We start from the raw sequence: 25,836 nt of genomic DNA, 5'->3' as shown, positions 1-25,836 counted from the left end.
CCGGGGCGCCGCTCCGGAGCAGCCGCGGAAGCGTCGGGCAGTGACGGCAGTGACGGGCAGGGCAGGCGCGGCGGGGGTGAGAAGAAGGTGCGGGGCGCGCCACCCGTACCCTTGGGGCGTGACCAGCCCCGCCTCCGACGCCCTCCTGGGCCCCGCCGACATCCGCGAGCTCGCGGCAGCCCTCGGCGTACGGCCCACCAAGCAGCGCGGTCAGAACTTCGTCATCGACGCCAACACCGTGCGGCGCATCGTCCGGACCGCCGGTGTCCGCCTCGAGGACGTGGTCGTCGAGGTCGGACCGGGCCTCGGGTCGCTGACCCTGGGGCTCCTGGAGGCGGCCGACCGGGTCGTCGCCGTCGAGATCGACGACGTCCTCGCGGGCGCCCTCCCCGCCACGATCGACGCCCGGATGCCGGCCCGCGCCGAACGCTTCGCGCTCGTCCACTGCGACGCCATGCAGGTGACCGAGCTGCCCGGGCCCGCCCCGACCGCCCTCGTCGCGAACCTCCCGTACAACGTCGCCGTCCCGGTCCTGCTGCACATGCTCGACACCTTCCCCACCATCGAGCGCACGCTCGTGATGGTGCAGGCGGAGGTCGCCGACCGGCTCGCCGCGCCGCCCGGCTCGAAGGTGTACGGCGTGCCCTCCGTGAAGGCGAACTGGCACGCCGAGGTCAAGCGCGCCGGGTCGATCGGCCGCAACGTCTTCTGGCCCGCGCCGAACGTGGACAGCGGGCTCGTCTCGCTGGTCCGCCGCGCGGAGCCGGTCCGGACGACCGCCTCCCAGCGCGAGGTGTTCGCCGTCGTGGACGCCGCCTTCGCCCAGCGCCGCAAGACCCTGCGGGCGGCGCTGTCCGGCTGGGCCGGCTCGGCGCCGGCCGCCGAGGCCGCCCTCGTCGCGGCGGGCGTCTCGCCCCAGGCGCGCGGCGAGTCCCTCACGGTGGAGGAGTTCGCACGGATCGCGGAGGCTGCGCCATCCCGGGGGGCGACCCCCGAACCCCCGAAGGAGCGGCAGTGAGCGTCACGGTACGGGTTCCGGCCAAGGTCAACGTCCAGCTGGCCGTGGGAGGCGCCCGCCCCGACGGGTTCCACGACCTGGCCAACGTCTTCCTCGCGGTCGGCCTGTACGACGAGGTGACGGTGACCCCCGCCGACTCGCTCCGGGTGACCTGCGAGGGGCCCGACGCCTCCCAGGTGCCGCTGGACCGTACGAACCTGGCGGCCAGGGCCGTGGAGAAACTGGCGGCACGGTACGGGCGCCGGGCCGACGTCCACCTCCACATCGCCAAGGACATCCCCGTCGCCGGAGGGATGGCGGGCGGCTCCGCCGACGGCGCGGGCGCGCTGCTCGCCTGCGACACCCTCTGGGGTACGGGGGCCTCGCAGGAAGAACTGCTCGACATCTGCGCCGAGTTGGGCAGCGACGTGCCGTTCAGCCTGGTCGGCGGGGCGGCGCTCGGCACCGGGCGGGGTGAGAAGCTGCGGATCCTGGAGGTCGGCGGGACCTTCCACTGGGTGTTCGCCGTCGCCGACGGCGGCTTGTCGACGCCGGCCGTGTACGGGGAGTTCGACCGGCTCAACGCCGGAATCGACGTGCCGGAGCCGGTGGCCTCCGGCGGGCTGCTCGGGGCGCTGGCGGCGGGGGACGCCACGGGTCTTGCCGCCGCGCTCTCCAACGACCTCCAGGCCGCCGCGCTCTCGTTGCGTCCGTCACTGGCCGCGACCCTGGCCGCGGGCACCTCCGCGGGGGCGCTGGCCGCGCTGGTGTCCGGGTCCGGGCCCACCACCGCGTTCCTCGTCCCCGACGCGGAGGCCGCGGAGAAGGTCGCCGACGCGCTGGCGGGTTCCGGGACGTGTCGCGCCGCGCGCGTGGCTGCGGGGCCTGTGCCGGGGGCTGTCGTGCTCTGACCGGAGCCGTGTCCGGCCCCCGCTGCCCTGTGCGGCCCACGGCGCACGGCGCCTGCGGCGCGGGGCCTGTTCCCGGGTGCGGGTCGGTGGGGGCTGGTCGCGCAGTTCCCCGCGCCCCTGTCGGGGCGCTGGTCCGTTTTGGGCCGTTGAAAGGATCACCTTTCCGGACGACTACCCTGGAAGGTCGATCGATCCCCCTTGTCAGGAGTGCGATGGCCGTCAATCTGGTCAATGTCGAGGCAGTCAGCAAGGTGTACGGAACCCGTGCGCTGCTCGACGGAGTCTCCCTCGGCGTGTCCGAAGGGGACCGGATCGGGGTGGTCGGCCGCAACGGTGACGGCAAGACCACGCTGATCCGGATGCTCGCCAAGCTCGAGGAGGCCGACACCGGGCGCGTCACGCACTCGGGCGGCCTGCACGTCGGCGTGCTCACCCAGCACGACTCCCTCGACCCGAAGGCCACCGTCCGCCACGAGGTCATCCGGGACATGGCCGACCACGAGTGGGCGGGCAACGCCAAGATCAGGGACGTCCTGACGGGCCTGTTCGGCGGGCTCGACCTGCCCGGCTTCCCGCAGGGCCTCGACACCGTGATCGAACCGCTCTCCGGCGGCGAACGGCGGCGCATCGCGCTGGCCAAGCTGCTCATCGACGAGCAGGACCTGATCGTCCTCGACGAGCCCACCAACCACCTCGACGTCGAGGGCATCTCCTGGCTGGCCCAGCACCTGCGCGAGCGCCGCTCGGCCCTCGTGTGCGTCACCCACGACCGCTGGTTCCTCGACCAGGTCTGCACGCGCATGTGGGACGTGCAGAAGGGAGACGTGTACGAGTACGAGGGCGGCTACACCGACTACGTCTTCGCGCGGGCCGAGCGGGAGCGCATCGCCGCCACCGAGGAGACCAAGCGGCAGAACCTCGTCCGCAAGGAGCTGGCCTGGCTGCGCCGCGGTGCCCCCGCCCGTACGTCCAAGCCGCGCTTCCGCGTCGAGGCCGCCAACGAACTGATCGCCGACGTGCCGCCGCCCCGGGACAGCAGCGAACTGATGAAGTTCGCCTCGACCCGGCTCGGCAAGACCGTCTTCGAACTGGAGGACGTCACCGTCCAGGCCGGGCCCAAGGTGCTCCTCAAGCACCTGACCTGGCAGCTCGGACCGGGGGACCGGATCGGCCTCGTCGGCGTGAACGGCGCCGGCAAGACCTCGCTGCTGCGCGCCATGGCCGACGCCGCCCGCTCCGACGGCGAGAAGCAGCCCGTCGCGGGCCGGGTCGTCACCGGCAGGACCGTCAAGCTCGCCTACCTCTCCCAGGAGGTCTCCGAACTCGACCCGAACCTGCGGGTGCTGCAGGCCGTCCAGGCGGTCCGCGACCGGGTCGACCTCGGCAAGGGCCGCGAGATGACGGCGGGCCAGCTCTGCGAGACCTTCGGCTTCAACAAGGAGAAGCAGTGGACGCCCGTCGGTGACCTGTCCGGCGGTGAGCGCCGCCGGCTCCAGCTGCTGCGGCTGCTGATGGACGAGCCGAACGTCCTGTTCCTCGACGAGCCGACGAACGACCTCGACATCGAGACCCTCACCCAGCTGGAGGACCTCCTCGACGGCTGGCCGGGGTCCATGGTCGTGATCTCCCACGACCGGTTCTTCATCGAGCGGACCACCGACCGGGTCTTCGCGCTCCTCGGCGACGCGACGCTGCGCATGCTGCCGCGCGGGATCGACGAGTACCTGGAGCGGCGGCGCCGCATGGAGGAGACCGCCGCGGCCTCGGCCCCGGCACCCGTCGCGGAGAAGAGCGCCTCCTCCGCCGACGCCCGCGCCGCGAAGAAGGAACTCCAGAAGATCGAGCGGCAGCTGGACAAGATCTCCGACAAGGAGAGCAGGCTGCACACCCAAATCGCCGACAATGCCACGGACTTCGGGAAAGTGGCGAAACTGGACTCCGACCTGCGTGAACTGGCCACTGAGCGCGAGGAGTTGGAGATGCGCTGGCTGGAGCTCGCAGACGACGCGTGAAGAGCGCGTGAAGGAGCGTAACGAGGGCATCACGGGCCGGTCCTCCCTTGGGAACAGGGGAGAACCGGCCCGCTGTTCGAATGCCGCAGGGTGATAGAAAGAGCCGTCTGGGAACAGTCCCAGGCCGTCTGACAACCACTGTGAGTGCATCGCCTGGTGCGGTGCGTACTGCAGGGCATGGCTAAAAATCAGTGAAGAGGGGGAACGCGCTGATGACTCAGCCGCCCAAGGAGCCGCCGCAGGGCGGGTTCGGAGCGCCGCAGGACCAGCCGCCGCAGGGCGGCTTCGGCCCGCCGCAGGACCCGCCGGCGGCCACGCCTGCGCCGCCCGCCCAGCCGCCGGCGGCCCCGCCGCCCCCGCAGGGTGCTCCGCAGACCCCACCGGGATCCGGTTACGGCTACCCGCAGCAGCCGGGCCCGTACGGTCAGCCGCAGCAGCCCGGGCCGTACGCCCCGCAGGGGCCCTACGGCCAGCAGCCGGGCCCGTACACACAGCCCGGCCCGTACGGACAGCCGCAGCAGCCGGGGCCCTACGGACAGCAGCCCGGATACGGGTACCCGACGCAGCCGCAGTTCCCGGGCGGACCCGGCACTCCGCCGGGGGGCGGCTCGCGCAGCCCCTTCAAGGGGAAGCCCGCCGTGATCATCGGGGCGGCGCTGGCCGCGGTGCTCGTCATCGGCGGCACCGTGTGGGCCGTCGCCGGCAACGGCGACGACGACAAGAAGAAGCCCGTCGCCGACAAGAGCCAGGACGCCAAGCCCTCCGGCTCGGACGCGCCGGTCAACCCCGGTGACGGCAACGGTGACGGCAACGCCGGGACCGAGGACCTCAACGAGGGCCGCCAAGCGGGCGAGTCGAAGGTGCTCTGGTACAAGGAGGCGCCCGACGCCCCCGGTTCCGGAGCCGACGCCCCCGGCATGTGGATCACGGACAAGGTCGCCGCGAAGGCCGCGTACAAGCAGCTCTTCGCCTACAACGTCGGTGACGGCGAGGTCAGCTGGCCCGCGATCACCTTCCCGCAGCCGATCTGTGCCGCCTCCAAGCAGAAGACCTCCGACGACAAGGTCTTCGTGGCGTACAAGGAAGGCACCAAGGACGCCGCCGAGTGCAACCAGCTCGTGGAGGTCGACCTCGCGACCGGTGAGAAGGGCTGGACCAAGGAGATCCCGGAGGGGGACCTGTTCGACAGCTCCCTCACCCTCAGCCTGAACATCGTCGGGGACACCCTGATGGTCGGCCGCTCCATGTCCGGCGTCGGCTACGACACGGGCAGCGGCGACAAGCTCTTCGACAAGAAGAAGTATGGTTCCGCCTGCTTCCCGTCGGCGTTCACCGGCGGCTCCAGGCTGCTCTCCCTCGCATCCTGCGGTGCGGGCGGCGACGACGAGCACGACGAGGTGCAGGAGCTCGACCCGGCGACCGGCAAGGCCAAGTGGACCAAGAAGATCCCCAAGGGCTGGCGCGTCGAGCGCGCGTACTCCGTCGACCCCGTCGTCCTCTACCTCACCAACGAGGACAAGAAGCAGTGGAACGTCACCGCGCTGAAGAACGACGGCACGGCCCGTTCGCAGCTCGACGTGGACGAGTCGTTCGCGCCGGAGTGCGGCTGGGCGATCCTCTCGCGCGACCTCCAGGGCTGTGAGGGCGTGACGGCCGACGCCAACACCCTCTATCTGCCGACCGAGGCGAAGAGCGGCGCCAACGAGATCGTCGCGGTCAGCCTGGACACCGGCAAGGAGAAGTGGCGCGCCAAGTCCCCGGCGGCCGAGTCGATGGTGCCGCTGAAGCTCGACGGCACGAACCTCGTCGCGTACGTGCAGCCCTCGTACGACGCGGGCGGGCGGATCGTCTCGATCCCGACCGGCGGCGGCTCGCACACACCGAAGACGCTGTTGCAGAACCCGCAGGGTGCGGCGGACATCGAGAACGGTTTCTTCTCGAAGGCCGTCGACTTCGTGGACGGGCGCTTCTTCCTCTCCACCACCCGGCTGACGGGCAACGACGAGTCGAAGGAGAAGTTGATGCTGGCCTACGGCAAGTGACCGGGCCCGCTCTTCCTCCTCTCCTTCGCGCGCGCCGCGTGCCCGTCCACCCGACCTTCGTCCCCTTCGCATCCGAGGTACTCACGCCATGAGCCAGCCGCCGCCCCCGCCGCCCAACCAGCCGCCCCAGGGAGGCGGTTTCGGCGCCCCGCAGGACCCGCCTCCCGGCGGGTTCGGCCCGCCCACACCGCCGGCCGGTCCGCCCGCCGGGCCCCCGCAGCAACCGCAGCCGGGCTACGGCTATCCGCAGGCCCCGCCGCAGGCGCCCCAGACCCCGCCCCCGGCCGCGCCGGCCGGCCCGCCGCAGCAGCCGTACGGATACCCGCAGGGCCCCGGGGCGCCGCAGGGTGCCCCGCAGCAGCCGCCGGCCCAGCCCGGCTACGGCTACCCGGGCCAGCAGCCCGCGCAGCCCGGCTACGGCTATCCGGGGCAGCAGCCCCCGTACGGCTACCCGCAGCCGAGCACCATGCCGATGCAGCCGCAGGCTCCGCAGGGCAGGCGGAAGCTCAACGCCCAGGCGGCCATCATCGTCGCGGCCGTCGTGGCGATCGCGCTCATCGTCGGCGGCGGCGTCATGTACGCGAAGTCGTCCGACAAGGGCGACGACAAGGACACGTCCGCGGGCTCCGGCGGCACCGAGGGCAAGAACGACAACGAGGGCGGCGAAGACGTCGGCGGAGGCGGCGGGACGGAGAAGGTGCCGTCCAGCACCAGCGCCAAGGTCCTCTTCCAGGTCCCGGCGGCCGAGGTCCCCAAGAAGGACGTCTGGAGCGTCGCGGGCTCCTGGCTGACGGACAAGGTGTACGCCAAGTCGGGCGTCAGCGAGGTCGTCGGCTACGACCCGGACAGCGGCAAGGAGTCCTGGACGCTGCCGCTCTCCGGCCTGACCTGCGCCGGGTCCCCCGAGATCACCAAGGACGGCGTCGCCGTGGTGGTCGCCGAGGACGCCAAGCGCACCAAGGCCAACCCGTACCCGGACTGCACCGAGGTCACCGCCTTCGACCTGGACACCGGCAAGGAGCTCTGGACGAAGTCCGTCGCTCCGGGCGGCGGTGAGAAGACGGCATTCAAGGAAGTCAGCATCACCGGCACCACCGTCGCGGCGGGCTCCGGCCTCAACGGCGGCGCCGCCTTCGACATCAGCAACGGCAAGATCCTGTGGCAGCCGAAGGTCGGCAGCTGCGAGGACGTCGGCTACGCCGGCGGCGAGCAGCTGGTCGCCGTCCGCAAGTGCGGTGACTACGGCAACGAGAAGTACGAGGTCCAGCAGCTGGACCCGAAGTCGGGCACCGTCAAGTGGAGCTACAAGCTCCCCGACGGCATCGACAACGCCAAGGTCATCTCCACCAAGCCGGTCGTCTTCGGCGTGGACTCGGGCGAGATCACCGCGTCCGGCGCGACGGACGTCTTCTCGCTGGACGACAGCGGCAAGCTGCGCGCGAAGATCACGCTGGAGGACGGCAAGTACGAGCACGACTGCGGCGTGAACGCCGTCCACAACTGCAAGGCCATCGCGGTCGGCAACGACAAGCTGTACGTGCCGACCAAGCAGCACGAGGGCGCCAAGCAGTACAGCAGGGTCAACGAGATCGTGTCCTTCTCGCTGGCCACGGGCAAGCCCACGAGCGACCGGGCCGACGCCGGCGAGGGCTACGAGATCTTCCCGATCCGTATGGACGGCAGCAACGTCATCGCGTACAAGAACGGCCCCTACGACAAGGGTTCGCAGGTCGTCTCCATCGATGGCAAGTCCTTCAAGGAGACCAAGCTCCTGGAGACCCCGGCCACCGACCAGGTCCGCAGCGCCATCAGCGGCATGGTGCCGAAGTCCTCGGAGATGCGGTACACCGGCGGCCGGCTCTTCATGGCCGAGGATCTGATCAGCGCCCCGTACTCCGCAGACGAGAAGGACTACGCGGCGATCGGGTTCGGCGCCAAGTAGTCCCGCCGAGGCGCGCGCCGATCAGGCGTTCGTCCGTCGATCACGGCTCCGTCCCTGCTCAGGGGCGGAGCCGTTCTCGTACCCCCCATCACTCGCGAATGCGAGGAATTTCGGTAATCCGGGGCACTTCTCTCCAGTAGGGGAAGCGCAACGTCGAACAAGCGTGTAGCTTCCGGGGGATGGAGAGCCGGGGGGCTCCGATTCCATGGGGTTTCCAGTGGGGAACCGTGGGGGGACTGGGGGGTTGGGCTCGATGGGAGTGCGGCTCATGGTGGTCGACGACCACCGACTGCTCGCCGAGGCACTGGCCTCGGCCCTGAAGCTGCGCGGGCACCGGGTGCTGGCAGCGGCCGCGCCCGCCGCGGGGGCGGCGGAGCTGGTGATCACCAGGGCGCCGGAGGTGTGCCTGCTGGGCACGGCTTCGCCCGCCGAACCGGGCATCTTCGATCCGATCGTGAAGATCAAGCGGGAGCGGCCGCAGGTCGCGGTGCTGGTCCTCGGACCGGTGCCCAACCCGCGGGGCATCGCCGCCGCGTTCGCCGCCGGTGCCTCCGGTTACGTACGGCACGACGAGCGGATAGAAGGGGTCGAGCGGGCCATCATGAAGGCCCGCGCGGGGGAGGCGGCCGTGGCGCCCCAGCTCCTGCAGGGTGCCTTCAGCGAGCTCCTCAACCCGGCCGCGCAGCCCGACGACGAGGGCCAGCGGCTGCTCCAGATGCTGACGCCGCGGGAGGTGGAGGTACTGGTGCGGGTGGCCGACGGCGAGGACACACGGCTCATCGCGGCGGGCATGGGCATAGCTCCCAGCACCGCGCGCACCCACGTACAGCGCGTGCTGATGAAGCTGGGCGTCGGGTCCCGGCTGGAGGCCGCCGCGCTGGCGGCCCGGACCGGCCTGCTCGACCGGGCGGGCCCGGTGCCTTCGCACTCGGTGCCGGAAGCGGGGCCGGGGCAGGACGCCTAGCGCACTCCTGCCCGCGGGGACTGTTCACCGCGGGGCGGGCGTACGTACGGTGCGGGTGATCGGTCGCTCGCTCGCTTCACGCGTGCCCCGACGCGGGCCGAGGGGCCTCGCGCTGTTCGCTGTTCGGTGGTGCCTGCTTCGGTCGGCCGGCGTCGGGCCCCGGCCCGCCCCGGCCCGTCGGCGACCGTTGTCGACACGCTCCGGTCCACGCGGGCCGGCACCGGACGCGGTGGTCCCGGCGACCCTCGCGACGACCCTGGAGACCGCGACACCACCACCCACCTCATTTGGTGTTCTTTGTTTGGTTGTGGTGATGACGGGCGTGGGGATTTGTGGTTTGATGTGTTCGGTTCTGTTTGTTGGTTTGATCGGGTACGGATGGGGAGTCCGGCGTGAAGAAGACCTCGACCCGGCTGGCCGACGGTCGCGAGCTCATCTACTACGACTCGCGCGACGACACGGTGCGCGACGCGGTGGACCGGCGCCCGCTCGACCGGACGGTCACCACCTCGGAGGTACGGCGCGACCCGCTCCTCGGTGACGCGGTGGCCATCGCCTCGCACCGTCAGGGCCGCACCTACCACCCGCCGGCGGACGAGTGCCCGCTGTGCCCCTCCGAAGGCGACCGGCTCAGCGAGATCCCGGACTCCTCGTACGACGTCGCGGTGTTCGAGAACCGCTTCCCGTCGCTGGCCGGGGACTCCGGCCGGTGCGAGGTCGTCTGCTTCACCTCGGACCACGACGTCTCCTTCGCCGGTCTCACCGAGGAGCAGGCGGGCCTGGTCCTGGAGGCGTGGACCGACCGCACGGCCGAGCTGTCCAACCTCCCCTCCGTGGAGCAGGTGTTCTGCTTCGAGAACCGCGGCGCCGAGATCGGCGTGACCCTCGGCCACCCGCACGGCCAGATCTACGCGTACCCCTTCACCACGCCGCGGACGGCCCTGATGCTCCGCTCGCTGGCGGCGCACAAGGAGGCCACGGGCGGGGAGAACCTCTTCGACGCCGTGCTGGAGCGGGAGCTGGCCGGCGAGCGGGTCGTGCTGGAGACCGAGCACTGGGTGGCCTTCGTGCCGTACACCGCGCACTGGCCGTACGAGGTGCACCTCTACCCGCGCCGCCGGGTCGCGGACCTGCTGGGCCTCGACGAGGACGCGCGCACAGAGTTCCCCAAGGTCTATCTGGAACTGTTGAGGCGCTTCGACCGGATCTTCGGCGAAGGTGAGCCTCCGACGCCGTACATCTCGGCCTGGCACCAGGCGCCGTTCGGCACGCTGGAGGAGTTCGACGGTGTGGTGCGTGAGGACTTCGCCCTCCACCTCGAGCTTTTCACCATCCGCCGTACGTCCGGCAAGCTGAAGTTCCTCGCGGGTTCCGAGTCCGGCATGAGTGTGTTCATCAACGACGTGCCGCCGGAGTCCGCGGCCCAGCGACTGCGAGAGGTAGCGAGTTCATGAGCGGGAAGTACCTGGTCACCGGCGGTGCGGGCTATGTGGGCAGTGTGGTCGCCCAGCACCTGCTGGAGGCGGGCCACGAGGTGACCGTCCTCGACAACCTCTCCACCGGATTCCGCGAGGGCGTCCCGGCGGGCGCCTCGTTCGTCGAGGGCGACATCCGCGACGCCGCCAAGTGGCTGGACGACTCCTTCGACGCCGTGCTGCACTTCGCCGCGTTCTCGCAGGTCGGCGAGTCGGTCGTGAAGCCCGAGAAGTACTGGGACAACAACGTCGGCGGCACGATGGCACTGCTCGCCGCCATGCGCGAGACGGGCGTCCGCAAGCTGGTCTTCTCCTCCACGGCGGCGACGTACGGCGAGCCGGAGACGACCCCGATCGTCGAGTCCGCGCCGACGTCCCCGACGAACCCATACGGCGCCTCGAAGCTCGCCGTCGACCACATGATCACGGGTGAGGCGGCCGCGCACGGCCTGGCCGCCGTCTCGCTGCGCTACTTCAACGTGGCGGGCGCGTACGGCTCCTGCGGTGAGCGGCACGACCCCGAGTCGCACCTCATCCCGCTCGTCCTCCAGGTCGCCCAGGGCCGCCGCGACGCCATCTCCGTCTACGGCGACGACTACCCGACGCCCGACGGCACCTGCGTCCGCGACTACATCCACGTGGCCGACCTCGCGGAGGCCCACCTGCTGGCGGTCGCCGCCGCGCAGCCGGGCGAGCACCTGATCTGCAACCTCGGCAACGGCAACGGCTTCTCGGTCCGCGAGGTCGTCGAGACGGTCCGCAAGGTGACCGGGCACGCGATCCCCGAGGTCGCGGCCCCGCGCAGGGCCGGCGACCCGGCGGTCCTCGTCGCCTCCGCGGCCACGGCCCGCGAGCGACTCGGCTGGAACCCGTCCCGCGCGGACCTCGCGGGAATCGTCGCGGACGCATGGGAGTTCGCGCAGCACGTCGCGCAGCAGAGCACCGCGAAGTCGAAGGAGCAGTAGTGGCGGCAGAGCAGGCGGAGCAGCAGGTCCGTGACGGCTTCGAGAAGCTGTACGGTACGGCCCCCGACGGGATCTGGGCGGCCCCCGGCCGGGTCAACCTGATCGGCGAGTACACCGACTTCAACGAGGGCTTCGTCATGCCGCTCGCGCTGCCGCACACCGCGGTCGCGGCGGTCTCGCGACGCGACGACGGCGTGCTGCGCATCCACTCGGCGGACATCGAGGGCCCCGTCGTCGAACTGCACGTCGACGAGCTGGCGCCACTGACGAACACGAGCTGGGCGGCCTACCCCGCGGGTGTCGTCTGGGTCCTGCGCGAGGCGGGTCACGCCGTCACCGGCGCGGACATCCACCTCGCGTCGACGGTCCCGACGGGCGCCGGCCTGTCCTCCTCGGCGGCGCTCGAGGTGGTCACGGCACTGGCCCTGAACGACCTGTTCGGCCTCGGGCTCACCGGCCCCGAGCTGGCCCGCGCCGCGCAGCGCGCGGAGAACGACTTCGTGGGCGTGCCCTGCGGGGTCATGGACCAGACGGCGTCCGCCTGCTGCACGGAGGGCAACGCCCTGCACCTAGACTGCCGCGACCTGTCGATCCGGCAGGTCCCGTTCGACCTGCCGGCCCAGGGGCTGCAACTGCTGGTCGTCGACAGCCGGGTGAAGCACGCGCTGGGCGACGGCGCGTACGCGGAGCGGCGGGAGGGCTGCGAGGAGGGGGCGCGACAGCTCGGCGTCCCCTTCCTGCGGGACCTTCCCCACGAGGACCTCGACGCGGCCCTCGCCCGTCTCTCCGACGAGCGGGTACGGCGATACGTGCGGCACGTGGTCTCGGACGACCACCGGGTCGAGCAGGTCATCGCGCTCCTCGACGCGGGGGACGTCCGTGCGATCGGGCCCGTCCTGACGGCCGGCCACGCCTCACTGCGCGACGATCTGCGCATCTCGTGCCCGGAGCTGGACCTCGTCGTCTCCACGGCGAACCAGGCCGGGGCTCTCGGGGCCCGTATGACGGGCGGCGGTTTCGGGGGCTCGGCGGTCGTGCTGGTCGAGGCCGCGGACGCGGACACGGTCACCAAGGCGGTCGAGGAAGCGTTCGCGGCGGCGGGGTACACCGCGCCGCGGGTGTTCCCCGCGGTGCCGTCCGCGGGGGCCCGGCGGGTGGCCTGACGGGCCGAAGGGTCAGCCCGTCAGTCTCAGGGCAGCCGCTTCGTCAGCGTGTACTCCGTGATCCCCGGCGGATAGTCGGGGACCACGCACACCACCTCGTAGCCCTGTTTGCGGTAGAAGTCCGGCGCCTGGAAGTCCCACGTCTCCAGGCGCACGGCCCGGCAACCCCGTGACGAGTGCGCCAGATCTTCCGCCCGGGACAGCAGATGCGACCCGAGCCCGGACCCGCGATGGCGTTCGTCGACCCACAGGTAGGCGACATGGAGCCACGTCGCCCAGGTGTGCCCGACCAGCCCGCCGGCGACCCGGCCGTCCTCCTCCAACGCCCAGACCTGGAGCGGAACTTCCCGTTCACCAGGCGTTCCGCGCAGCGAACGCAGCACGGGAGAAGCGGCCGTATTGCCCTCCCGCAGCCGTGATCGCAGGAATTGGCTACGCTCTTTGTCGACTTCTGTCTCAATACGAAACATACGGCTCACCATAAACGCGCTGGCCAATCAGTTCTGCAAATCACCTTCCGCTCCCGGCGCCCAGCCGTACTCTGATGAGCAGCACCGGTGGGGGCCGGTGCTGCTCAGGGGGCGAGACAGTCGGGTACGACGCCCGGAGTGGGGGTAGCAGTTCCAGCACGGCGGCGGCCGTGCGGACTGTGCGGTACCCCGTTTTCCGAGTCGACAGGAGGCTCGGGATCACCTCGGGCGCCGTACCCGCGACGGTCCGTCCCCCGACCAGTGGGGGTTTCAGTGGTTCGCATCCGTGTCCTGGTCGTCGACGACCACCGTATCTTCGCCGAGTCGCTCGCAGCCGCCCTGGCGGCGGAGCCCGACGTCGACGTCTCCGCGGCCGGCAGCGGCCCCGCCGCGCTGCGCTGCCTGGAGCGGGCGGTCGCGGAAGGCCGCAGATTCGACGTGCTGCTCGTCGACGCCGACCTCGGCGGCAACGTGCCGGGCGCCCGCCCTGCCGTGCCCGTGCACGACAGCAACGAAGAAGGCCTGGTCGACGGCATCTCGCTGGTGGCGGGCGTCCGTTCGGGCCAGCCCGGCGTCCGTACCGTCGTGCTCGCCGAGAAGGACGATTCGCGCCGAGCGGCACTCGCGCTCCAGGCGGGCGCCTCGGGCTGGGTCGCCAAGGACTGTTCGCTGTCCCGGCTGCTGACCGTCATCCGGGGTGTGCTGCGGGACGAGACGCACCTGCCGCCCGCCCTGCTCACCGGCGTCCTGCGTGAACTGACCGCCGCCCGCAAGCACCGCACCGAGAGCGAGCGGCTGGTGGAGTCGCTGACCCCGCGCGAGCGCGAGGTGCTGCGCTGCATGGTGGCCGGACTCGGGCGCAAGGCCGTAGCCGAGCGGCTGTTCCTCTCCCCGCACACGGTCCGCACCCACATGCAGAACGTGCTGGGGAAACTGGGCGTGCACTCGACGCTGGCGGCCGTGGCGCTGGCCCGCCGTGCCGGGGTCGGTCCGGTCGACCTAACCCGGGATGTTGTCGAACGGGGCGGTCAACTGGCGTAGCAGCCCGGCCAGTTCGCCGCGCTGGCCGCGGCTCAGTTCCGCGAGGATCGCCCGCTCCTGGTCGAGGAGTCCGGCGAGCGCCTGGTCGGCGCGGTCGCGGCCCTCCTCGGTGAGGCGCACGAGCACGCCCCGCCGGTCGCTGGGGTCGGGGAGCCGCTCGACCAGGCCCTTCTTCGCGAGCCGGTCGATACGGTTCGTCATCGTGCCCGAGGTGACGAGGGTCTGGGTGAGGAGCTGGCCGGGGGAGAGCTGGTACGGGGCCCCCGCCCGCCGCAGCGAGGTGAGCACGTCGAACTCCCAGGGCTCCAGGGCGTGCTCGGCGAACGCGATCCGCCGTGCGCGGTCCAGATGCCGGGCGAGCCTGCTCACGCGGCTGAGCACCTCGAGCGGTTCCACGTCGAGGTCAGGGCGCTCCCGGCGCCACGCAGCGACCAGCCGATCGACCTCGTCCTCCATGACGATCAGTGTAGTGGTTGTGTCGACATGAAGTCTCTTGATGTGAAGTCTCTTGACGTCGAGAGAGTTACGGTGTGAGGGTGGACGCATCCCGGCAGGCGCCTGCCCGCCTCACCGGTGGCCGCCGCCGGGACCGCGACCTCGAGGAGGACCCGATGCCCGCCACCACTCCCACCTGGGACCCGGGCCAGTACCTGCGCCACGCGGAGCACCGCGCCCGGCCCTTCGCCGAGTTGCTCGACCGCGTCCCCGTCCTGCCCGGCGATCCGGCCCGCATCGCCGACCTGGGCTGCGGTCCCGGCAACGTCACCGTCCAGCTCGCCGGGCGCTGGCCGGGCGCGCACATCACCGGATACGACAACTCCCCGCAGATGCTGGCAGGGACAGGCGCGTACGCGGGCCCCACGGCCGGCGGCGGACAGCTGGACTTCGCCCACGCGGACCTCACGGACTGGACGCCCACGCAGACGTACGACCTGATCGTCTCCAACGCGGCGCTGCAGTGGGTGCCGGGGCATCTGGACGCCTTTCCCGGCTGGCTGGACGCACTGGCCCCCGGCGGGACCTTCGCCTTCCAGGTCCCGAACAACATCGACGCGCCCCTGCATGCCCTGATGCGCGAACTCGCCGCGTCCGCCCGCTGGCAGGACCGCCTGGCCGGAGTCCTCCGCCGCGAGGACTCGGTCCACGCCCCGCTCGTCTACCTGGACCGGCTGGCGCGCCTCGGCTGCGAGGTGGACGTGTGGGAGACGACGTACCTGCAGCTCCTGGGGGGCGAGGACGCGGTCCTCGACTGGTCCAAGGGTACGGGGATGCGCCCCGTCCTCACGGCTCTCGCCGACGACCCGGAGGCCGCGGACGCCTTCACCGCCGAGTACCGCGACCTGCTCCGCACGGCCTACCCGGCGGCCCCGTACGGCACGGTCCTCCCGTTCCGCCGCCTGTTCGCGGTCGCACGGAAGGCGGCGTGACGCCATGCTCGCTGCCGTCGACCATGTCCAGCTCGCCGCCCCGCCGGGCTCCGAGGACGCTCTGCGCACGTACTACGTCGATGTCCTCGGCATGACGGAGGTCCCCAAGCCGCCGGTGCTCGCGGCGCGCGGGTGTTGGTTCCGGGCGGGAGCGATCCAGCTCCACCTGGGCGTCGAACCCGACTTCAGACCCGCGAAGAAGGCCCACCCGGGGCTGCGGGTCACGGGCATCGAGGCGTACGCGGCCCGCCTCACCGCCTGCGGAGCGGCGGTGACCTGGGACGGTGGGCTCCCGGGGCACCGCCGCTTCTCCTCCGAGGACCCCGTGGGCAACCGGCTGGAGTTCCTGGAGCCGGTCCTCAGGGCGTGCGGCCCAGGTGAGTGATGAGGATGCGGATCACGTCGTTGTCGATGACGTACAGACCCCGGTAGTCACCGATGTGTAGGCGGCCGAGGTCGGGAGAGCCGTATGGAATCGAACCTGCCGGACGAGGATCGTCAGCCAGCTTGTCGATGGTGTCCAGGAGAAGGGCGAGGCCGCTGGGGTCCTCCTTGAGGGACCTGGCTGCGGAGTTGAGGGCGTGCGGGTCGAAGCTGATCTCGTAGGTCACTGCTGTTCGAGCCCCAGCTGCTTGCGTACCTCTGCCATGGGGATGCCGGGTCCAAGCGTCCCCTCGGCCTTGCGCCGCTGGTAGTCGGCGACCGCGAGTGCGTCTTCGAGATCCTCTATCACCTGGGGCGAGACCAGGAGCGCGGCCACATGGCCGTGATCGGTGAGGGCGATGGTCTCGCGGCCGTGCGCCGCGCGCCGGACGAGGTCGCCGAGCTGGGAACGGGCCGCGCTGATCGCAATCTCGGTCTGGGAAGGTGCGCGGACCCGCGCATTCCCGCCGTAGCGCCTGCTAGGCCTTCCGGCGTCCTATCAGCCGCGGCTTCGCCTCCAGGCCGTCCAGGCCGTGCCACGCCAGGTTCACCAGATGGGCCGCCACCTCCGCCTTCTTCGGGCGGCGGACGTCCAGCCACCACTGGCCGGTCAGCGCGACCATGCCGACCAGGGCCTGGGCGTAGAGCGGCGCGAGCTTCGGGTCGAAGCCGCGGCGCTTGAACTCACGGCCCAGGATGTCCTCCACCTGTGTCGCGATGTCCGAGATCAGGGATGCGAAGGAGCCTGTGGACTGCGGGATGGGGGAGTCGCGGACCAGGATGCGGAAACCGTCCGTGTACTCCTCGATGTAGTCGAGGAGGGCGAAGGCCGCCTGCTCGCAGAGCTCACGCGGGTGGCCTGCTGTCAGTGAGCTCGTCACGCCGTCCAGCAGGCGGCGCATCTCACGGTCCACCACCACCGCGTACAGCCCCTCCTTGCCGCCGAAGTGCTCGTACACGACCGGCTTGGAGACGCCCGCCTTCGCCGCGATCTCCTCCACCGACGTCGCCTCGAAGCCCTTCTGGGCGAAGAGCGTACGGCCGATCTCCAGCAACTGGGCCCGCCGCTCCGCACCGGTCATCCGGGTGCGGCGGACGCGCCGCGGCTTTTCATTGCTGGGTGTGCTGGAGTCGGCCACGCCGTCAATCATGCCGCGTCGGCGGCCTCCGCCTTGCGTCGGGCGCCCTTCCCGTCCGGGTTGCGACGGGAATCGATACGCGAGCGTGACGGCCAGCGCACGTCGTACGCCCAGCCGAGCTTCTCGAACCAGCGGATGAGCCGGGCCGAGGAGTCCACCTGTCCGCGCTCCACACCGTGCCGCGCCGACGTCGGATCCGCGTGATGCAGGTTGTGCCACGACTCGCCGCAGGACAGCACCGCCAGCCACCACACGTTGCCCGAACGGTCACGCGACTTGAAGGGGCGCTTGCCGACCGCGTGGCAGATCGAGTTGATCGACCAGGTCACATGGTGCAGCAGCGCCACACGCACGAGCGAGCCCCAGAAGAAGCCCGTGAACGCACCCCACCAGGACATCGTCACCAGGCCGCCGATCAGTGCCGGGAGCATGAGGGACAGTCCCGCCCACAGGAGGAACTGGCGCGAGATCGTACGGATCGTCCGGTCCTTGATCAGGTCCGGCGCGTACTTCTCCTGCGGCGTCTGCTCCTCGTCGAACATCCAGGCGATGTGCGCCCACCACAGGCCCTTCATCAGGGCCGGCACCGTCTCACCGAAGCGCCACGGCGAGTGGGGGTCGCCCTCGGCGTCGGAGAACTTGTGGTGCTTGCGATGGTCGGCCACCCAGCGGACCACGGGCCCCTCGACGGCCATCGAACCGGCGATCGCCAGGGCGATGCGCAGCGGACGCTTCGCCTTGAAGGCACCGTGCGTGAAATACCGGTGGAAACCGATCGTGATGCCGTGGCATCCCAGGTAGTAGAAGAACACCAGCAGGCCGAGGTCCAGCCAGCTCACACCCCAGCCCCAGGCCAGCGGAACCGCCGCGAGGACGGCCAGGAACGGGACGGTGATGAAGAGGAGAAGGGTGATCTGCTCGATCGAACGCTTCTGCTCGCCGCCCAGTGTGGCGGAGGCGAGCGCGGAGTCGTCGTGCGCCTTCGGGGCGTCATCGATCACATCGGAACTCGTGGTCATGGGGCGTCCCCTGTGGGGTCGAGGATTGAGAGAGTGGCCGGTAATCGCACCCGTGGGTAGCCGAAAACAGCACCTACGGGTCCGTAACCTACGGCATCGTAAGTATGGCAGCGCGCCGCCCGGGGGCAAGAGCCCCAGAAACCGCGCGTCCGCACGGACACCTATCCTTGGTCTCGGTCGGACAGCGCGGTCCGCTCTGTTTCATTCCCGGATGCCCGGCCGCTGATGCGGCACTCGCCGCCTCGGGCCGACGGGTTCCCCTCCAGACGAGCTTCAACACTGCAAGGAGCCGCACCTGTGAGCAGTGCCGACGACCAGACCACGACCACCAGCAGTGAGCTGCGCGCCGACATCCGCCGCCTGGGCGATCTGCTGGGCGAGACCCTCGTACGCCAGGAGGGACCCGAACTCCTCGAACTGGTCGAGAAGGTCCGCCGCCTCACCCGCGAGGACGGTGAGGCCGCCGCCGAGCTGCTGCGCGGCACCGAACTGGAGACCGCGGCCAAGCTGGTCCGCGCCTTCTCCACCTACTTCCACCTGGCCAACGTCACCGAGCAGGTGCACCGCGGCCGCGAGCTGCGCGCCAGACGCGCCGCCGAGGGCGGACTCCTCGCCCGTACGGCGGACCGCCTGAAGGACGCCGACCCCGAGCACCTGCGCGCGACCGTGCAGCACCTCAACGTCCGCCCGGTCTTCACCGCGCATCCCACCGAGGCGGCCCGGCGCTCGGTCCTCAACAAGCTGCGCCGCATCGCCGCCCTGCTGGAGACCCCGGTCATCGAAGCCGACCGGCGCCGCTACGACACCCGTCTGGCAGAGAACATCGACCTCGTCTGGCAGACGGACGAGCTGCGGGTCGTGCGCCCCGAACCGGCCGACGAGGCCCGCAACGCCATCTACTACCTCGACGAGCTGCACGCCGGCGCCGTCGGGGACGTCCTGGAGGACCTCACCGCCGAGCTGGAGCGCGTGGGCGTCCGGCTCCCCGACGAGACCCGCCCCCTCACCTTCGGCACCTGGATCGGCGGCGACCGCGACGGCAACCCGAACGTGACACCCCAGGTCACCTGGGACGTCCTGATCCTCCAGCACGAGCACGGCATCAACGACGCGCTGGAACTGATCGACGAACTGCGCGGCTTCCTGTCGAACTCGATCCGCTACACGGGCGCCACCGAAGAGCTGCTCGGCTCCCTCCAGGCCGACCTGGAGCGACTGCCCGAGATCAGCCCCCGCTACAAGCGCCTCAACGCCGAGGAGCCCTACCGCCTCAAGGCCACCTGCATCCGGCAGAAGCTGGAGAACACCAAGCAGCGCCTGGCCCGGGGCACCGCCCACGAGGACGGCCGCGACTACCTCGGCACCGCCGAGCTGCTGCAGGACCTCACCCTCATCCAGACCTCACTGCGTGAGCACCGCGGCGCCCTGTTCGCCGACGGCCGCATGAACCGCACGATCCGCACGCTCGCCGCCTTCGGCCTGCAGCTCGCCACCATGGACGTACGGGAACACGCCGACGCCCACCACCACGCCCTCGGCCAGCTCTTCGACCGGCTCGGCGAAGAGTCCTGGCGTTACGAGGACATGCCCCGCGAGTACCGGCACAAGCTGCTCGCCAAGGAACTGCGCTCCCGCCGGCCCCTCGCGCCGACCCCGGCGCCGCTGGACGCGGCAGGACAGAAGACCCTCGGCGTCTTCGAGACGGTCAAGAAGGCGCTCCGGGTCTTCGGGCCCGAGGTGATCGAGTCGTACATCATCTCGATGTGCCAGGGCGCCGACGACGTGTTCGCCGCCGCCGTCCTGGCCCGCGAGGCCGGGCTCCTCGACCTGCACGCCGGCTGGGCGAAGATCGGCATCGTGCCGCTCCTGGAGACGACCGACGAGCTCAAGGCAGCCGACACCATCCTCGAGGACATGCTGTCCGACCCGTCCTACCGGCGGCTCGTGGCGCTGCGCGGGGACGTGCAGGAGGTCATGCTCGGCTACTCCGACTCCTCGAAGTTCGGCGGCATCACCACCTCGCAGTGGGAGATCCACCGGGCCCAGCGCCGCCTGCGCGACGTCGCCCACCGGTACGGCGTACGGCTGCGGCTCTTCCACGGCCGCGGCGGCACCGTCGGCCGCGGCGGCGGCCCCTCGCACGACGCGATCCTCGCCCAGCCCTGGGGCACCCTGGAGGGCGAGATCAAGGTCACCGAACAGGGCGAGGTCATCTCCGACAAGTACCTCGTACCGTCGCTGGCCCGGGAGAACCTGGAGCTGACCGTCGCGGCCACCCTCCAGGCCTCCGCGCTGCACACCGCCCCGCGCCAGTCCGACGAGGCACTCGCCCGCTGGGACGCCGCCATGGACGTCGTCTCGGAGGCCGCCGAGGCCGCCTACCGCCGGCTGGTCGAGGACCCGGACCTGCCGACGTACTTCCTCGCCTCCACGCCGGTCGACCAGCTCGCCGACCTGCACCTGGGCTCGCGACCCTCCCGCCGCCCCGGCTCGGGCGTCTCGCTCGACGGCCTGCGCGCCATCCCGTGGGTCTTCGGCTGGACCCAGTCGCGGCAGATCGTGCCCGGCTGGTTCGGCGTCGGCGCCGGCCTCAAGGCACTGCGCGAGGCCGGTCTCGACAGCGTCCTGGACGAGATGCACGAGCAGTGGCACTTCTTCCGCAACTTCATCTCCAACGTCGAGATGACGCTCGCCAAGACCGATCTCAGGATCGCCCGCCACTACGTCGAGACCCTCGTCCCCGAGGAGCTCCAGCACGTCTTCGCCACCATCGAGGCCGAGCACGAGCTGACCGTCCGCGAGGTGCTGCGCATCACCGGTGAGGCCGAACTCCTCGACGCCCACCCGGTGCTCAAGCAGACCTTCACCGTCCGCGACGCCTACCTGGACCCGATCTCCTACCTCCAGGTCGCCCTCCTCAAGCGCCAGCGCGACGCCGCCGCGGCCGGCTCCGAGCCGGACCCGCTGCTGTCCCGGGCCCTGCTCCTCACCGTCAACGGCGTGGCGGCGGGCCTGCGCAACACCGGCTGACCCGCACCGCCACGGCGCACGAAGGCGCCTGTCCGGCCCGTACGCAACCGTACGAGCCGGACAGGCGCCTTCGCGTGCGGGGAGAAAACCTCAGAGCGCCAGGAACGCGGCCGTCACCAGCGTCAGACCCGCACCGCCCAGCACCCATGCCGGCCGGCTCAGCCGCAGCCCGCCCGCCACCACCATCGAAGCGAGCATCAGCGCGCCTCCGAGCGGCACCCAGGCATAGAGAAGACCACCGGTGCCCGTGCGGACGACATCGTCACTGCCGGGCTTCACCACCACCGTGTACGTGCGGCCCTTCTCGACGGCCACCTCACTGTCGAGCACGACCAGGTCCCGCGCCGTGGACCCCGCCGACACCGGCCGGTACGGACCCGTGCACCGGTCCTCGGCACACCGGGTGACCGTCATCGTGCCGCGCTCGCGCCCCTTGGTGAGCATCACGTGCTGGGCAGTGCCCCAGGACGCCCAGACACCCGCGATCAAAATCAGCACCGCGACCGTACCCATCGCCGCGAGCCGCCCGAACCGCAGCGCCACGGACGCGTTCCGACGGGAGGCATGGGCAGGCATGGCGGCGATCCTTGGCCATGGCCCCGCGCCCGGTCAACTCCGGTGGGGGACAAGTCCCGCGTTGTACGGACCTTTCAACTGCCCCGGGGCACCCGCCGGGCCCACCCGGGAAGCCGCACGTCACACCTCACGAGTTGTACGTCGACTGCGCCCGCTCCAACCCCTCGATGACCAGCGCCTCCACCGCGTCCGCGGCCCGGTCCACGAAGTAGTCGAGTTCCTTGCGCTCGGCCGAGGAGAAGTCCTTCAGCACGAAATCGGCGACCTGCATACGCCCCGGCGGACGACCGATGCCGAACCGGACCCGGTGGTAGTCCGGGCCCATCGCCTTCGTCATCGACTTCAGACCGTTGTGGCCGTTGTCGCCGCCGCCCAGCTTGAGCCGCAGCACCCCGTAGTCGATGTCCAGCTCGTCGTGCATGGCCACGATGTTCGCCGTCGGCACCTTGTAGAAGTCACGCAGACCCGTCACCGGCCCGCCCGACAGGTTCATGTACGACATCGGCTTCGCCAGGATCACCCGGCGGTTCGCCGGACCCGGCGGGCCGATCCGCCCCTCGATCACCTGCGCCTGGGCCTTGCCCGCCCTCTTGAACTTCCCGCCGATCCGCCCGGCGAGGAGGTCGGCCACCATGAAGCCCACGTTGTGGCGGTTCATGGCGTAGTCGGGGCCGGGGTTGCCGAGCCCCACGATCAGCCAGGGGGCGCCTGGTTCCGTGGTCACGTCCGTGTCTCCCAAGGGTCCTTGACCAGCTGCTCTCGACCAGCGGTCGTCGATCGGCGGATACGCGCAGGCCGCCGCCCCCGGGCCCCGTCGTGACGACAGGGCCTACAGGAGCGGCGGCCGGCGAACAGTGATCCGGTGCGGGATCAGGCCTCGGCGGACTCGTCACCTGCGGACTCGTCCGCGGGCTCCTCGGCCTGGGCGGCCAGAACCTGCAGCACGACCGCGTCCTCGTCGATGGCCAGCGTGGTGCCCTCGGGCAGCGGGATGTCCTTGGCGAGGATGGCGGCACCGGCCTCCAGGCCCTCGATGGAGACGGTGACCGACTCGGGGATGTGCGTGGCCTCGGCCTCGACGGTCAGCGTGCTGAGCACGTGCTCGAGAAGGAAGGCGCCGGGGGCCAGGTCGCCCTCGGTGTGCACGTACACCTCGACGTTGACCTTCTCGCCGCTCTTCACCAGCAGCAGGTCGACGTGCTCGAGGAAGCCCTTGATGGCGTCACGCTGGACGGCCTTCGGGATCGCCAGCTGGGACTTGCCCTCGATGTCCAGGGTCAGCAGGACGTTCGGGGTACGCAGGGCGAGCTGGAGCTCGTGGCCCGGCAGCGTGATGTGGACCGGGTCGCCACCGTGGCCGTACACGACGGCGGGAACCTTGCTCTCACGGCGGATGCGGCGCGCGGCACCCTTGCCGAACTCGGTGCGGGTCTCGGCGGCGAGCTTGACCTCGGACATGTCACTCCTCGTAGTACAGGGGGAAGAAAGTCACCCGGCCACACAATCGGCCTGCTACGAAGAGCGCGTCGATAACGGACCGCCGCACCAAAAGAGTGCGGCCTCCCTCGCCGAGCAACTGTGACAGCTTACGCGGCGGGGAGGCCGTACAAGAAATCGATCTACGCGGACCCCGAGGAGGCCGCGGCCGGACTTGTTACTCGTCGAAGAGGCTGGTCACGGAACCGTCCTCGAAGACCTCACGCACCGCGTTCGCGATCGTCGGCGCGATCGACAGCACCGTGATCTTGTCGAGCTCCAGCTCGCCCGGGGTGGGCAGCGTGTCCGTGAAGATGAACTCACTGACCTTCGAGTTCTTCAGACGGTCCGCGGCCGGACCGGACAGCACACCGTGCGTCGCCGTCACGATGACGTCCTCCGCGCCGTGCGCGAACAGCGCGTCCGCGGCGGCACAGATCGTGCCACCGGTGTCGATCATGTCGTCGACCAGGACACAGACCCGGCCCTCGACGTCACCGACGACCTCGTGGACCGTCACCTGGTTCGCGACGTCCTTGTCGCGCCGCTTGTGCACGATCGCGAGCGGGGCGCCCAGCCGGTCGCACCAGCGGTCGGCGACGCGCACGCGGCCGGCGTCCGGCGAGACGACCGTGAGCTTCGTACGGTCCACCTTGTGACCCACGTAGTCCGCGAGCAGCGGCAGCGAGAACAGGTGGTCCACCGGGCCGTCGAAGAAGCCCTGGATCTGGTCCGTGTGCAGATCGACCGTCAGGAGGCGGTCCGCGCCCGCCGTCTTCATCATGTCGGCGATCAGACGGGCCGAGATCGGCTCACGTCCACGGTGCTTCTTGTCCTGACGGGCGTAACCGTAGAACGGCATGATCACCGTGATGCTCCGGGCGGAGGCCCGCTTCAGAGCATCGATCATGATCAGCTGCTCCATGATCCATTTGTTGATCGGAGCCGTGTGGCTCTGGATCAGGAAGCAGTCGGCGCCGCGGGCCGACTCCTCGTAGCGGACGTAGATCTCACCGTTGGCGAAGTCGAAGGCCTTCGTCGGGACGACCCCGACACCCAGCTGGTGGGCGACCTCCTCGGCAAGCTCGGGGTGGGCGCGGCCGGAGAAGAACATCATCTTCTTCTCGCCGGTCGTCTTGATCCCGGTCACAGCACTGTCTCCTCAGAGGTGTCTCAGCTGGATGTCGAGTCAGTTCTCAGATGCGGTCTCAGCTGGGTGTGCGGGTGTTCGTCTATCACGGTACGCCGAGTCCGGCCCGACGCTTTCCGGTCAGCTTTCGCCGCCCGCCTCCCGGGCGCTCGCCTCCGCGGCCTTCGCAGCCGCGCTCCCCGGACGCTTGCGGGCCACCCAGCCCTCGATATTCCGCTGCTGGCCCCGGGCCACGGCCAGCGAACCGGGCGGCACGTCCTTCGTGATCACGGACCCCGCGGCGGTGTAGGCACCGTCCCCGATGGTGACAGGCGCCACAAACATGTTGTCCGAACCCGTCTTGCAGTGCGACCCCACCGTCGTGTGGTGCTTGGCCTCGCCGTCGTAGTTCACGAAGACGCTCGCGGCCCCGATGTTGGAGTGGTCGCCGATCGTCGCGTCACCCACGTACGAGAGGTGCGGGACCTTCGTGCCCTCGCCGATCGAGGCGTTCTTCGTCTCCACGTACGTACCCACCTTGGCCTTCAGTCCGAGGCGGGTGCCGGGGCGGAGATACGCGTAGGGGCCCACGTTCGCCTGGGGACCGACCTCCGCGCCGTCCGCGACCGTGTTGTCGATCCTCGCGCCCGCGCCCACCCTGGTGTCCTTCAGGCGGGTGTTGGGGCCCACCTCGGCGCCCTCGCCCAGGTGCGTGGCGCCCTGGAGCTGGGTGCCGGGGTGCACGATCGCGTCCTGCTCGAAGGTGACGGTGGCGTCGACCCACGTCGAGGCCGGGTCGACGACGGTCACGCCCGCGAGCATCGCGCGCTCCAGCAGACGGTCGTTCAGGGTGCGGCGGGCCTCCGCCAGCTGCACGCGGTTGTTGATGCCGGCGATCTCGCGGTGGTCGCCCGCCACGGCGGCGCCGACGCGGTGCCCAGCCTCCCGGAGGATGCCGAGGACGTCCGTCAGGTACTCCTCGCCCTGGCTGTTGTCCGTGCGGACCTTGCCGAGCGCGTCCGCGAGCAGCTGTCCGTCGAAGGCGAAGACGCCGGAGTTGATCTCACGGATCGCGCGCTGGGACTCGGAGGCGTCCTTGTGCTCGACGATCGCCGTCACCGCACCCGAGGCGCCGTCCCGGACGATACGTCCGTAACCGGTGGCGTCCGGGACCTCGGCGGTGAGCACGGTGACCGCGTTGCCGTCGTCCGTGTGCGTCGAGGCGAGCTTCTGGAGGGTCTCGCCGGTGAGCAGGGGCGTGTCCCCGCAGACGACCACGACGGTGCCGTCGACGACGCCGCCCAGTTCCTCCAGGCCCATCCGCACGGCGTGCCCCGTGCCGTTCTGCTCGGCCTGCACCGCCGTCCGTACGCCCGGAGCGGTCCCGGCGAGGTGCGCCGTGACCTTCTCACGGGCGTGGCCCACGACGACGACCAGGTTCTCGGGCTCCAACTCGCCCGCCGCGGCGAGTACATGGCCGACGAGGGAACGGCCGCAGATGTCGTGCAGGACCTTGGGCGTGGCCGACTTCATACGGGTGCCCTCACCCGCTGCGAGGACGACGACGGCTGCGAGCGGGGTTCCCCCTGCTCGAGCGGAGCCGAAAGCTTGGGGAAGGTTGGCGCTCACGGGTGT

At 70.8% G+C, this 25,836-nt stretch carries 24 protein-coding genes; 13 read left to right on the top strand and 11 right to left on the bottom strand.

The genetic code is table 11. The features are described from left to right. Nucleotides 1-118 precede the first annotated feature (118 nt). The 9 genes from rsmA to galK all read left to right on the top strand — a co-directional run bounded on the left by rsmA (nt 119) and on the right by galK (nt 12,471). Entirely contained in the window at nt 119-1,018 is a 900-nt protein-coding gene (gene rsmA, locus O1Q96_RS40885; RefSeq protein WP_269252907.1) for a 16S rRNA (adenine(1518)-N(6)/adenine(1519)-N(6))-dimethyltransferase RsmA, read from the top strand. Next, nucleotides 1,015-1,908, top strand: a complete 894-nt coding sequence (locus O1Q96_RS40880) for a 4-(cytidine 5'-diphospho)-2-C-methyl-D-erythritol kinase (RefSeq protein ID WP_269252906.1) — start codon at nt 1,015-1,017, stop codon at nt 1,906-1,908. The genes rsmA and O1Q96_RS40880 overlap by 4 nt, the downstream gene beginning before the upstream one ends. Before the next feature lie 212 nt (nt 1,909-2,120). Continuing rightward, a complete protein-coding gene (locus O1Q96_RS40875) occupies nt 2,121-3,920 on the top strand; it encodes an ABC-F family ATP-binding cassette domain-containing protein (RefSeq protein ID WP_269252905.1) in 1,800 nt (599 codons plus the stop codon). A gap of 212 nt (nt 3,921-4,132) precedes the next feature. After that, nucleotides 4,133-5,962 carry an outer membrane protein assembly factor BamB family protein gene (locus O1Q96_RS40870; protein WP_269252904.1) on the top strand — a complete coding sequence of 610 codons (1,830 nt, stop codon included), beginning with the start codon at nt 4,133-4,135 and terminating at the stop codon, nt 5,960-5,962. An 88-nt stretch (nt 5,963-6,050) separates the two neighbouring features. After that, nucleotides 6,051-7,904: an outer membrane protein assembly factor BamB family protein gene (locus tag O1Q96_RS40865; protein ID WP_269252903.1), complete on the top strand. Its 1,854-nt coding sequence runs from the start codon at nt 6,051-6,053 to the stop codon at nt 7,902-7,904. Nucleotides 7,905-8,157: 253 nt separating this feature from the next. Then, nucleotides 8,158-8,868, top strand: coding sequence for a helix-turn-helix transcriptional regulator (locus tag O1Q96_RS40860; protein WP_269252902.1), 711 nt, complete (start codon nt 8,158-8,160; stop codon nt 8,866-8,868). Nucleotides 8,869-9,260: 392 nt separating this feature from the next. After that, complete coding sequence (galT, locus tag O1Q96_RS40855; protein WP_217452619.1) at nt 9,261-10,322, top strand: galactose-1-phosphate uridylyltransferase; 1,062 nt, start codon at nt 9,261-9,263, stop codon at nt 10,320-10,322. Continuing rightward, a complete protein-coding gene (gene galE / locus O1Q96_RS40850; RefSeq protein WP_269252901.1) occupies nt 10,319-11,308 on the top strand; it encodes a UDP-glucose 4-epimerase GalE in 990 nt (329 codons plus the stop codon). The genes galT and galE overlap by 4 nt, the downstream gene beginning before the upstream one ends. Next, nucleotides 11,251-12,471, top strand: a complete 1,221-nt coding sequence (gene galK / locus O1Q96_RS40845) for a galactokinase (protein ID WP_419587023.1) — start codon at nt 11,251-11,253, stop codon at nt 12,469-12,471. Before galE ends, galK begins: the two co-directional genes overlap by 58 nt. Before the next feature lie 26 nt (nt 12,472-12,497). Here the strand turns inward: galK and O1Q96_RS40840 are convergent, their stop codons facing one another. Then, nucleotides 12,498-12,953, bottom strand: coding sequence for a GNAT family N-acetyltransferase (locus O1Q96_RS40840; protein ID WP_269253929.1), 456 nt, complete (start codon nt 12,951-12,953; stop codon nt 12,498-12,500). 261 nt (nt 12,954-13,214) lie between these two features. Here O1Q96_RS40840 and O1Q96_RS40835 point away from each other — a divergent pair, with 261 nt between their 5' ends. Beyond that, on the top strand, nt 13,215-13,982 hold the full coding sequence (locus tag O1Q96_RS40835; RefSeq protein WP_217452616.1) for a LuxR C-terminal-related transcriptional regulator: 768 nt from the start codon (nt 13,215-13,217) through the stop codon (nt 13,980-13,982). On the opposite strand, the gene O1Q96_RS40830 is transcribed toward O1Q96_RS40835, so the two are convergent. Then, nucleotides 13,941-14,438 carry a MarR family winged helix-turn-helix transcriptional regulator gene (locus O1Q96_RS40830; RefSeq protein ID WP_269252899.1) on the bottom strand — a complete coding sequence of 166 codons (498 nt, stop codon included), beginning with the start codon at nt 14,436-14,438 and terminating at the stop codon, nt 13,941-13,943. The two genes, O1Q96_RS40835 and O1Q96_RS40830, sit on opposite strands and share 42 nt — an antisense overlap. Nucleotides 14,439-14,593: 155 nt before the next feature. Between O1Q96_RS40830 and O1Q96_RS40825 the strand changes: the two genes are divergently transcribed. Together O1Q96_RS40825 and O1Q96_RS40820 are read left to right on the top strand one after the other, a co-directional pair. Continuing rightward, complete coding sequence (locus O1Q96_RS40825; protein ID WP_269253928.1) at nt 14,594-15,409, top strand: trans-aconitate 2-methyltransferase; 816 nt, start codon at nt 14,594-14,596, stop codon at nt 15,407-15,409. A gap of 4 nt (nt 15,410-15,413) precedes the next feature. Then, nucleotides 15,414-15,794 (top strand): VOC family protein, encoded by a 381-nt coding sequence (locus O1Q96_RS40820; protein WP_269252898.1) that lies wholly within the window; start codon nt 15,414-15,416, stop codon nt 15,792-15,794. Here O1Q96_RS40820 and O1Q96_RS40815 read toward each other — a convergent pair. The 4 genes from O1Q96_RS40815 to O1Q96_RS40800 are packed head-to-tail and all read right to left on the bottom strand — an operon-like array spanning nt 15,769 to nt 17,990. After that, nucleotides 15,769-16,020 carry a type II toxin-antitoxin system RelE family toxin gene (locus O1Q96_RS40815; protein ID WP_269252897.1) on the bottom strand — a complete coding sequence of 84 codons (252 nt, stop codon included), beginning with the start codon at nt 16,018-16,020 and terminating at the stop codon, nt 15,769-15,771. The genes O1Q96_RS40820 and O1Q96_RS40815 overlap by 26 nt on opposite strands. Next, nucleotides 16,017-16,262, bottom strand: a complete 246-nt coding sequence (locus tag O1Q96_RS40810; RefSeq protein ID WP_419587094.1) for a type II toxin-antitoxin system Phd/YefM family antitoxin — start codon at nt 16,260-16,262, stop codon at nt 16,017-16,019. The genes O1Q96_RS40815 and O1Q96_RS40810 overlap by 4 nt, the downstream gene beginning before the upstream one ends. 49 nt (nt 16,263-16,311) lie before the next feature. Beyond that, on the bottom strand, nt 16,312-16,983 hold the full coding sequence (locus tag O1Q96_RS40805; protein WP_217452612.1) for a TetR/AcrR family transcriptional regulator: 672 nt from the start codon (nt 16,981-16,983) through the stop codon (nt 16,312-16,314). Further along, nucleotides 16,980-17,990, bottom strand: a complete 1,011-nt coding sequence (locus tag O1Q96_RS40800) for an acyl-CoA desaturase (protein ID WP_269252896.1) — start codon at nt 17,988-17,990, stop codon at nt 16,980-16,982. The genes O1Q96_RS40805 and O1Q96_RS40800 overlap by 4 nt, the downstream gene beginning before the upstream one ends. A 297-nt stretch (nt 17,991-18,287) precedes the next feature. On the opposite strand from O1Q96_RS40800, the gene ppc reads away from it, so the two are divergent. Beyond that, nucleotides 18,288-21,020, top strand: a complete 2,733-nt coding sequence (gene ppc / locus O1Q96_RS40795; RefSeq protein ID WP_269252895.1) for a phosphoenolpyruvate carboxylase — start codon at nt 18,288-18,290, stop codon at nt 21,018-21,020. Nucleotides 21,021-21,110: 90 nt separating this feature from the next. Here the strand turns inward: ppc and O1Q96_RS40790 are convergent, their stop codons facing one another. The 5 genes from O1Q96_RS40790 to glmU form a co-directional block, all read right to left on the bottom strand. Beyond that, nucleotides 21,111-21,596 (bottom strand): hypothetical protein, encoded by a 486-nt coding sequence (locus O1Q96_RS40790; RefSeq protein WP_269252894.1) that lies wholly within the window; start codon nt 21,594-21,596, stop codon nt 21,111-21,113. Between the two features lie 127 nt (nt 21,597-21,723). Further along, a complete protein-coding gene (pth, locus tag O1Q96_RS40785) occupies nt 21,724-22,320 on the bottom strand; it encodes an aminoacyl-tRNA hydrolase (RefSeq protein ID WP_269252893.1) in 597 nt (198 codons plus the stop codon). A 146-nt stretch (nt 22,321-22,466) separates the two neighbouring features. Further along, complete coding sequence (locus O1Q96_RS40780) at nt 22,467-23,054, bottom strand: 50S ribosomal protein L25/general stress protein Ctc (RefSeq protein ID WP_269252892.1); 588 nt, start codon at nt 23,052-23,054, stop codon at nt 22,467-22,469. A gap of 196 nt (nt 23,055-23,250) precedes the next feature. Beyond that, nucleotides 23,251-24,222, bottom strand: coding sequence for a ribose-phosphate diphosphokinase (locus tag O1Q96_RS40775; protein WP_200396421.1), 972 nt, complete (start codon nt 24,220-24,222; stop codon nt 23,251-23,253). 120 nt (nt 24,223-24,342) lie between these two features. Next, nucleotides 24,343-25,830, bottom strand: coding sequence for a bifunctional UDP-N-acetylglucosamine diphosphorylase/glucosamine-1-phosphate N-acetyltransferase GlmU (gene glmU, locus O1Q96_RS40770; RefSeq protein WP_331276093.1), 1,488 nt, complete (start codon nt 25,828-25,830; stop codon nt 24,343-24,345). Nucleotides 25,831-25,836 lie beyond the last annotated feature (6 nt).

The organism is Streptomyces aurantiacus (genome assembly GCF_027107535.1).
Lineage (GTDB): Bacteria > Actinomycetota > Actinomycetes > Streptomycetales > Streptomycetaceae > Streptomyces.
The sequence above is the reverse complement of the archived record's forward strand: the minus strand, read 5'-3'. Positions and strand labels throughout refer to the sequence as shown.

Coding starts and splice junctions, on each gene's coding strand:
- O1Q96_RS40875 (WP_269252905.1), top strand. CDS start 2,121: ATGGCCGTCAATCTGGTCAATGTCGAGGCAGTCAGCAAGGTGTACGGA.
- O1Q96_RS40870 (WP_269252904.1), top strand. CDS start 4,133: ATGACTCAGCCGCCCAAGGAGCCGCCGCAGGGCGGGTTCGGAGCGCCG.
- O1Q96_RS40865 (WP_269252903.1), top strand. CDS start 6,051: ATGAGCCAGCCGCCGCCCCCGCCGCCCAACCAGCCGCCCCAGGGAGGC.
- O1Q96_RS40860 (WP_269252902.1), top strand. CDS start 8,158: ATGGGAGTGCGGCTCATGGTGGTCGACGACCACCGACTGCTCGCCGAG.
- galE (WP_269252901.1), top strand. CDS start 10,319: ATGAGCGGGAAGTACCTGGTCACCGGCGGTGCGGGCTATGTGGGCAGT.
- galK (WP_419587023.1), top strand. CDS start 11,251: ATGGGAGTTCGCGCAGCACGTCGCGCAGCAGAGCACCGCGAAGTCGAA.
- O1Q96_RS40840 (WP_269253929.1), bottom strand. CDS start 12,953: ATGGTGAGCCGTATGTTTCGTATTGAGACAGAAGTCGACAAAGAGCGT.
- O1Q96_RS40830 (WP_269252899.1), bottom strand. CDS start 14,438: ATGGAGGACGAGGTCGATCGGCTGGTCGCTGCGTGGCGCCGGGAGCGC.
- O1Q96_RS40825 (WP_269253928.1), top strand. CDS start 14,594: ATGCCCGCCACCACTCCCACCTGGGACCCGGGCCAGTACCTGCGCCAC.
- O1Q96_RS40820 (WP_269252898.1), top strand. CDS start 15,414: ATGCTCGCTGCCGTCGACCATGTCCAGCTCGCCGCCCCGCCGGGCTCC.
- O1Q96_RS40805 (WP_217452612.1), bottom strand. CDS start 16,983: ATGATTGACGGCGTGGCCGACTCCAGCACACCCAGCAATGAAAAGCCG.
- O1Q96_RS40800 (WP_269252896.1), bottom strand. CDS start 17,990: ATGACCACGAGTTCCGATGTGATCGATGACGCCCCGAAGGCGCACGAC.
- O1Q96_RS40790 (WP_269252894.1), bottom strand. CDS start 21,596: ATGCCTGCCCATGCCTCCCGTCGGAACGCGTCCGTGGCGCTGCGGTTC.
- O1Q96_RS40780 (WP_269252892.1), bottom strand. CDS start 23,054: ATGTCCGAGGTCAAGCTCGCCGCCGAGACCCGCACCGAGTTCGGCAAG.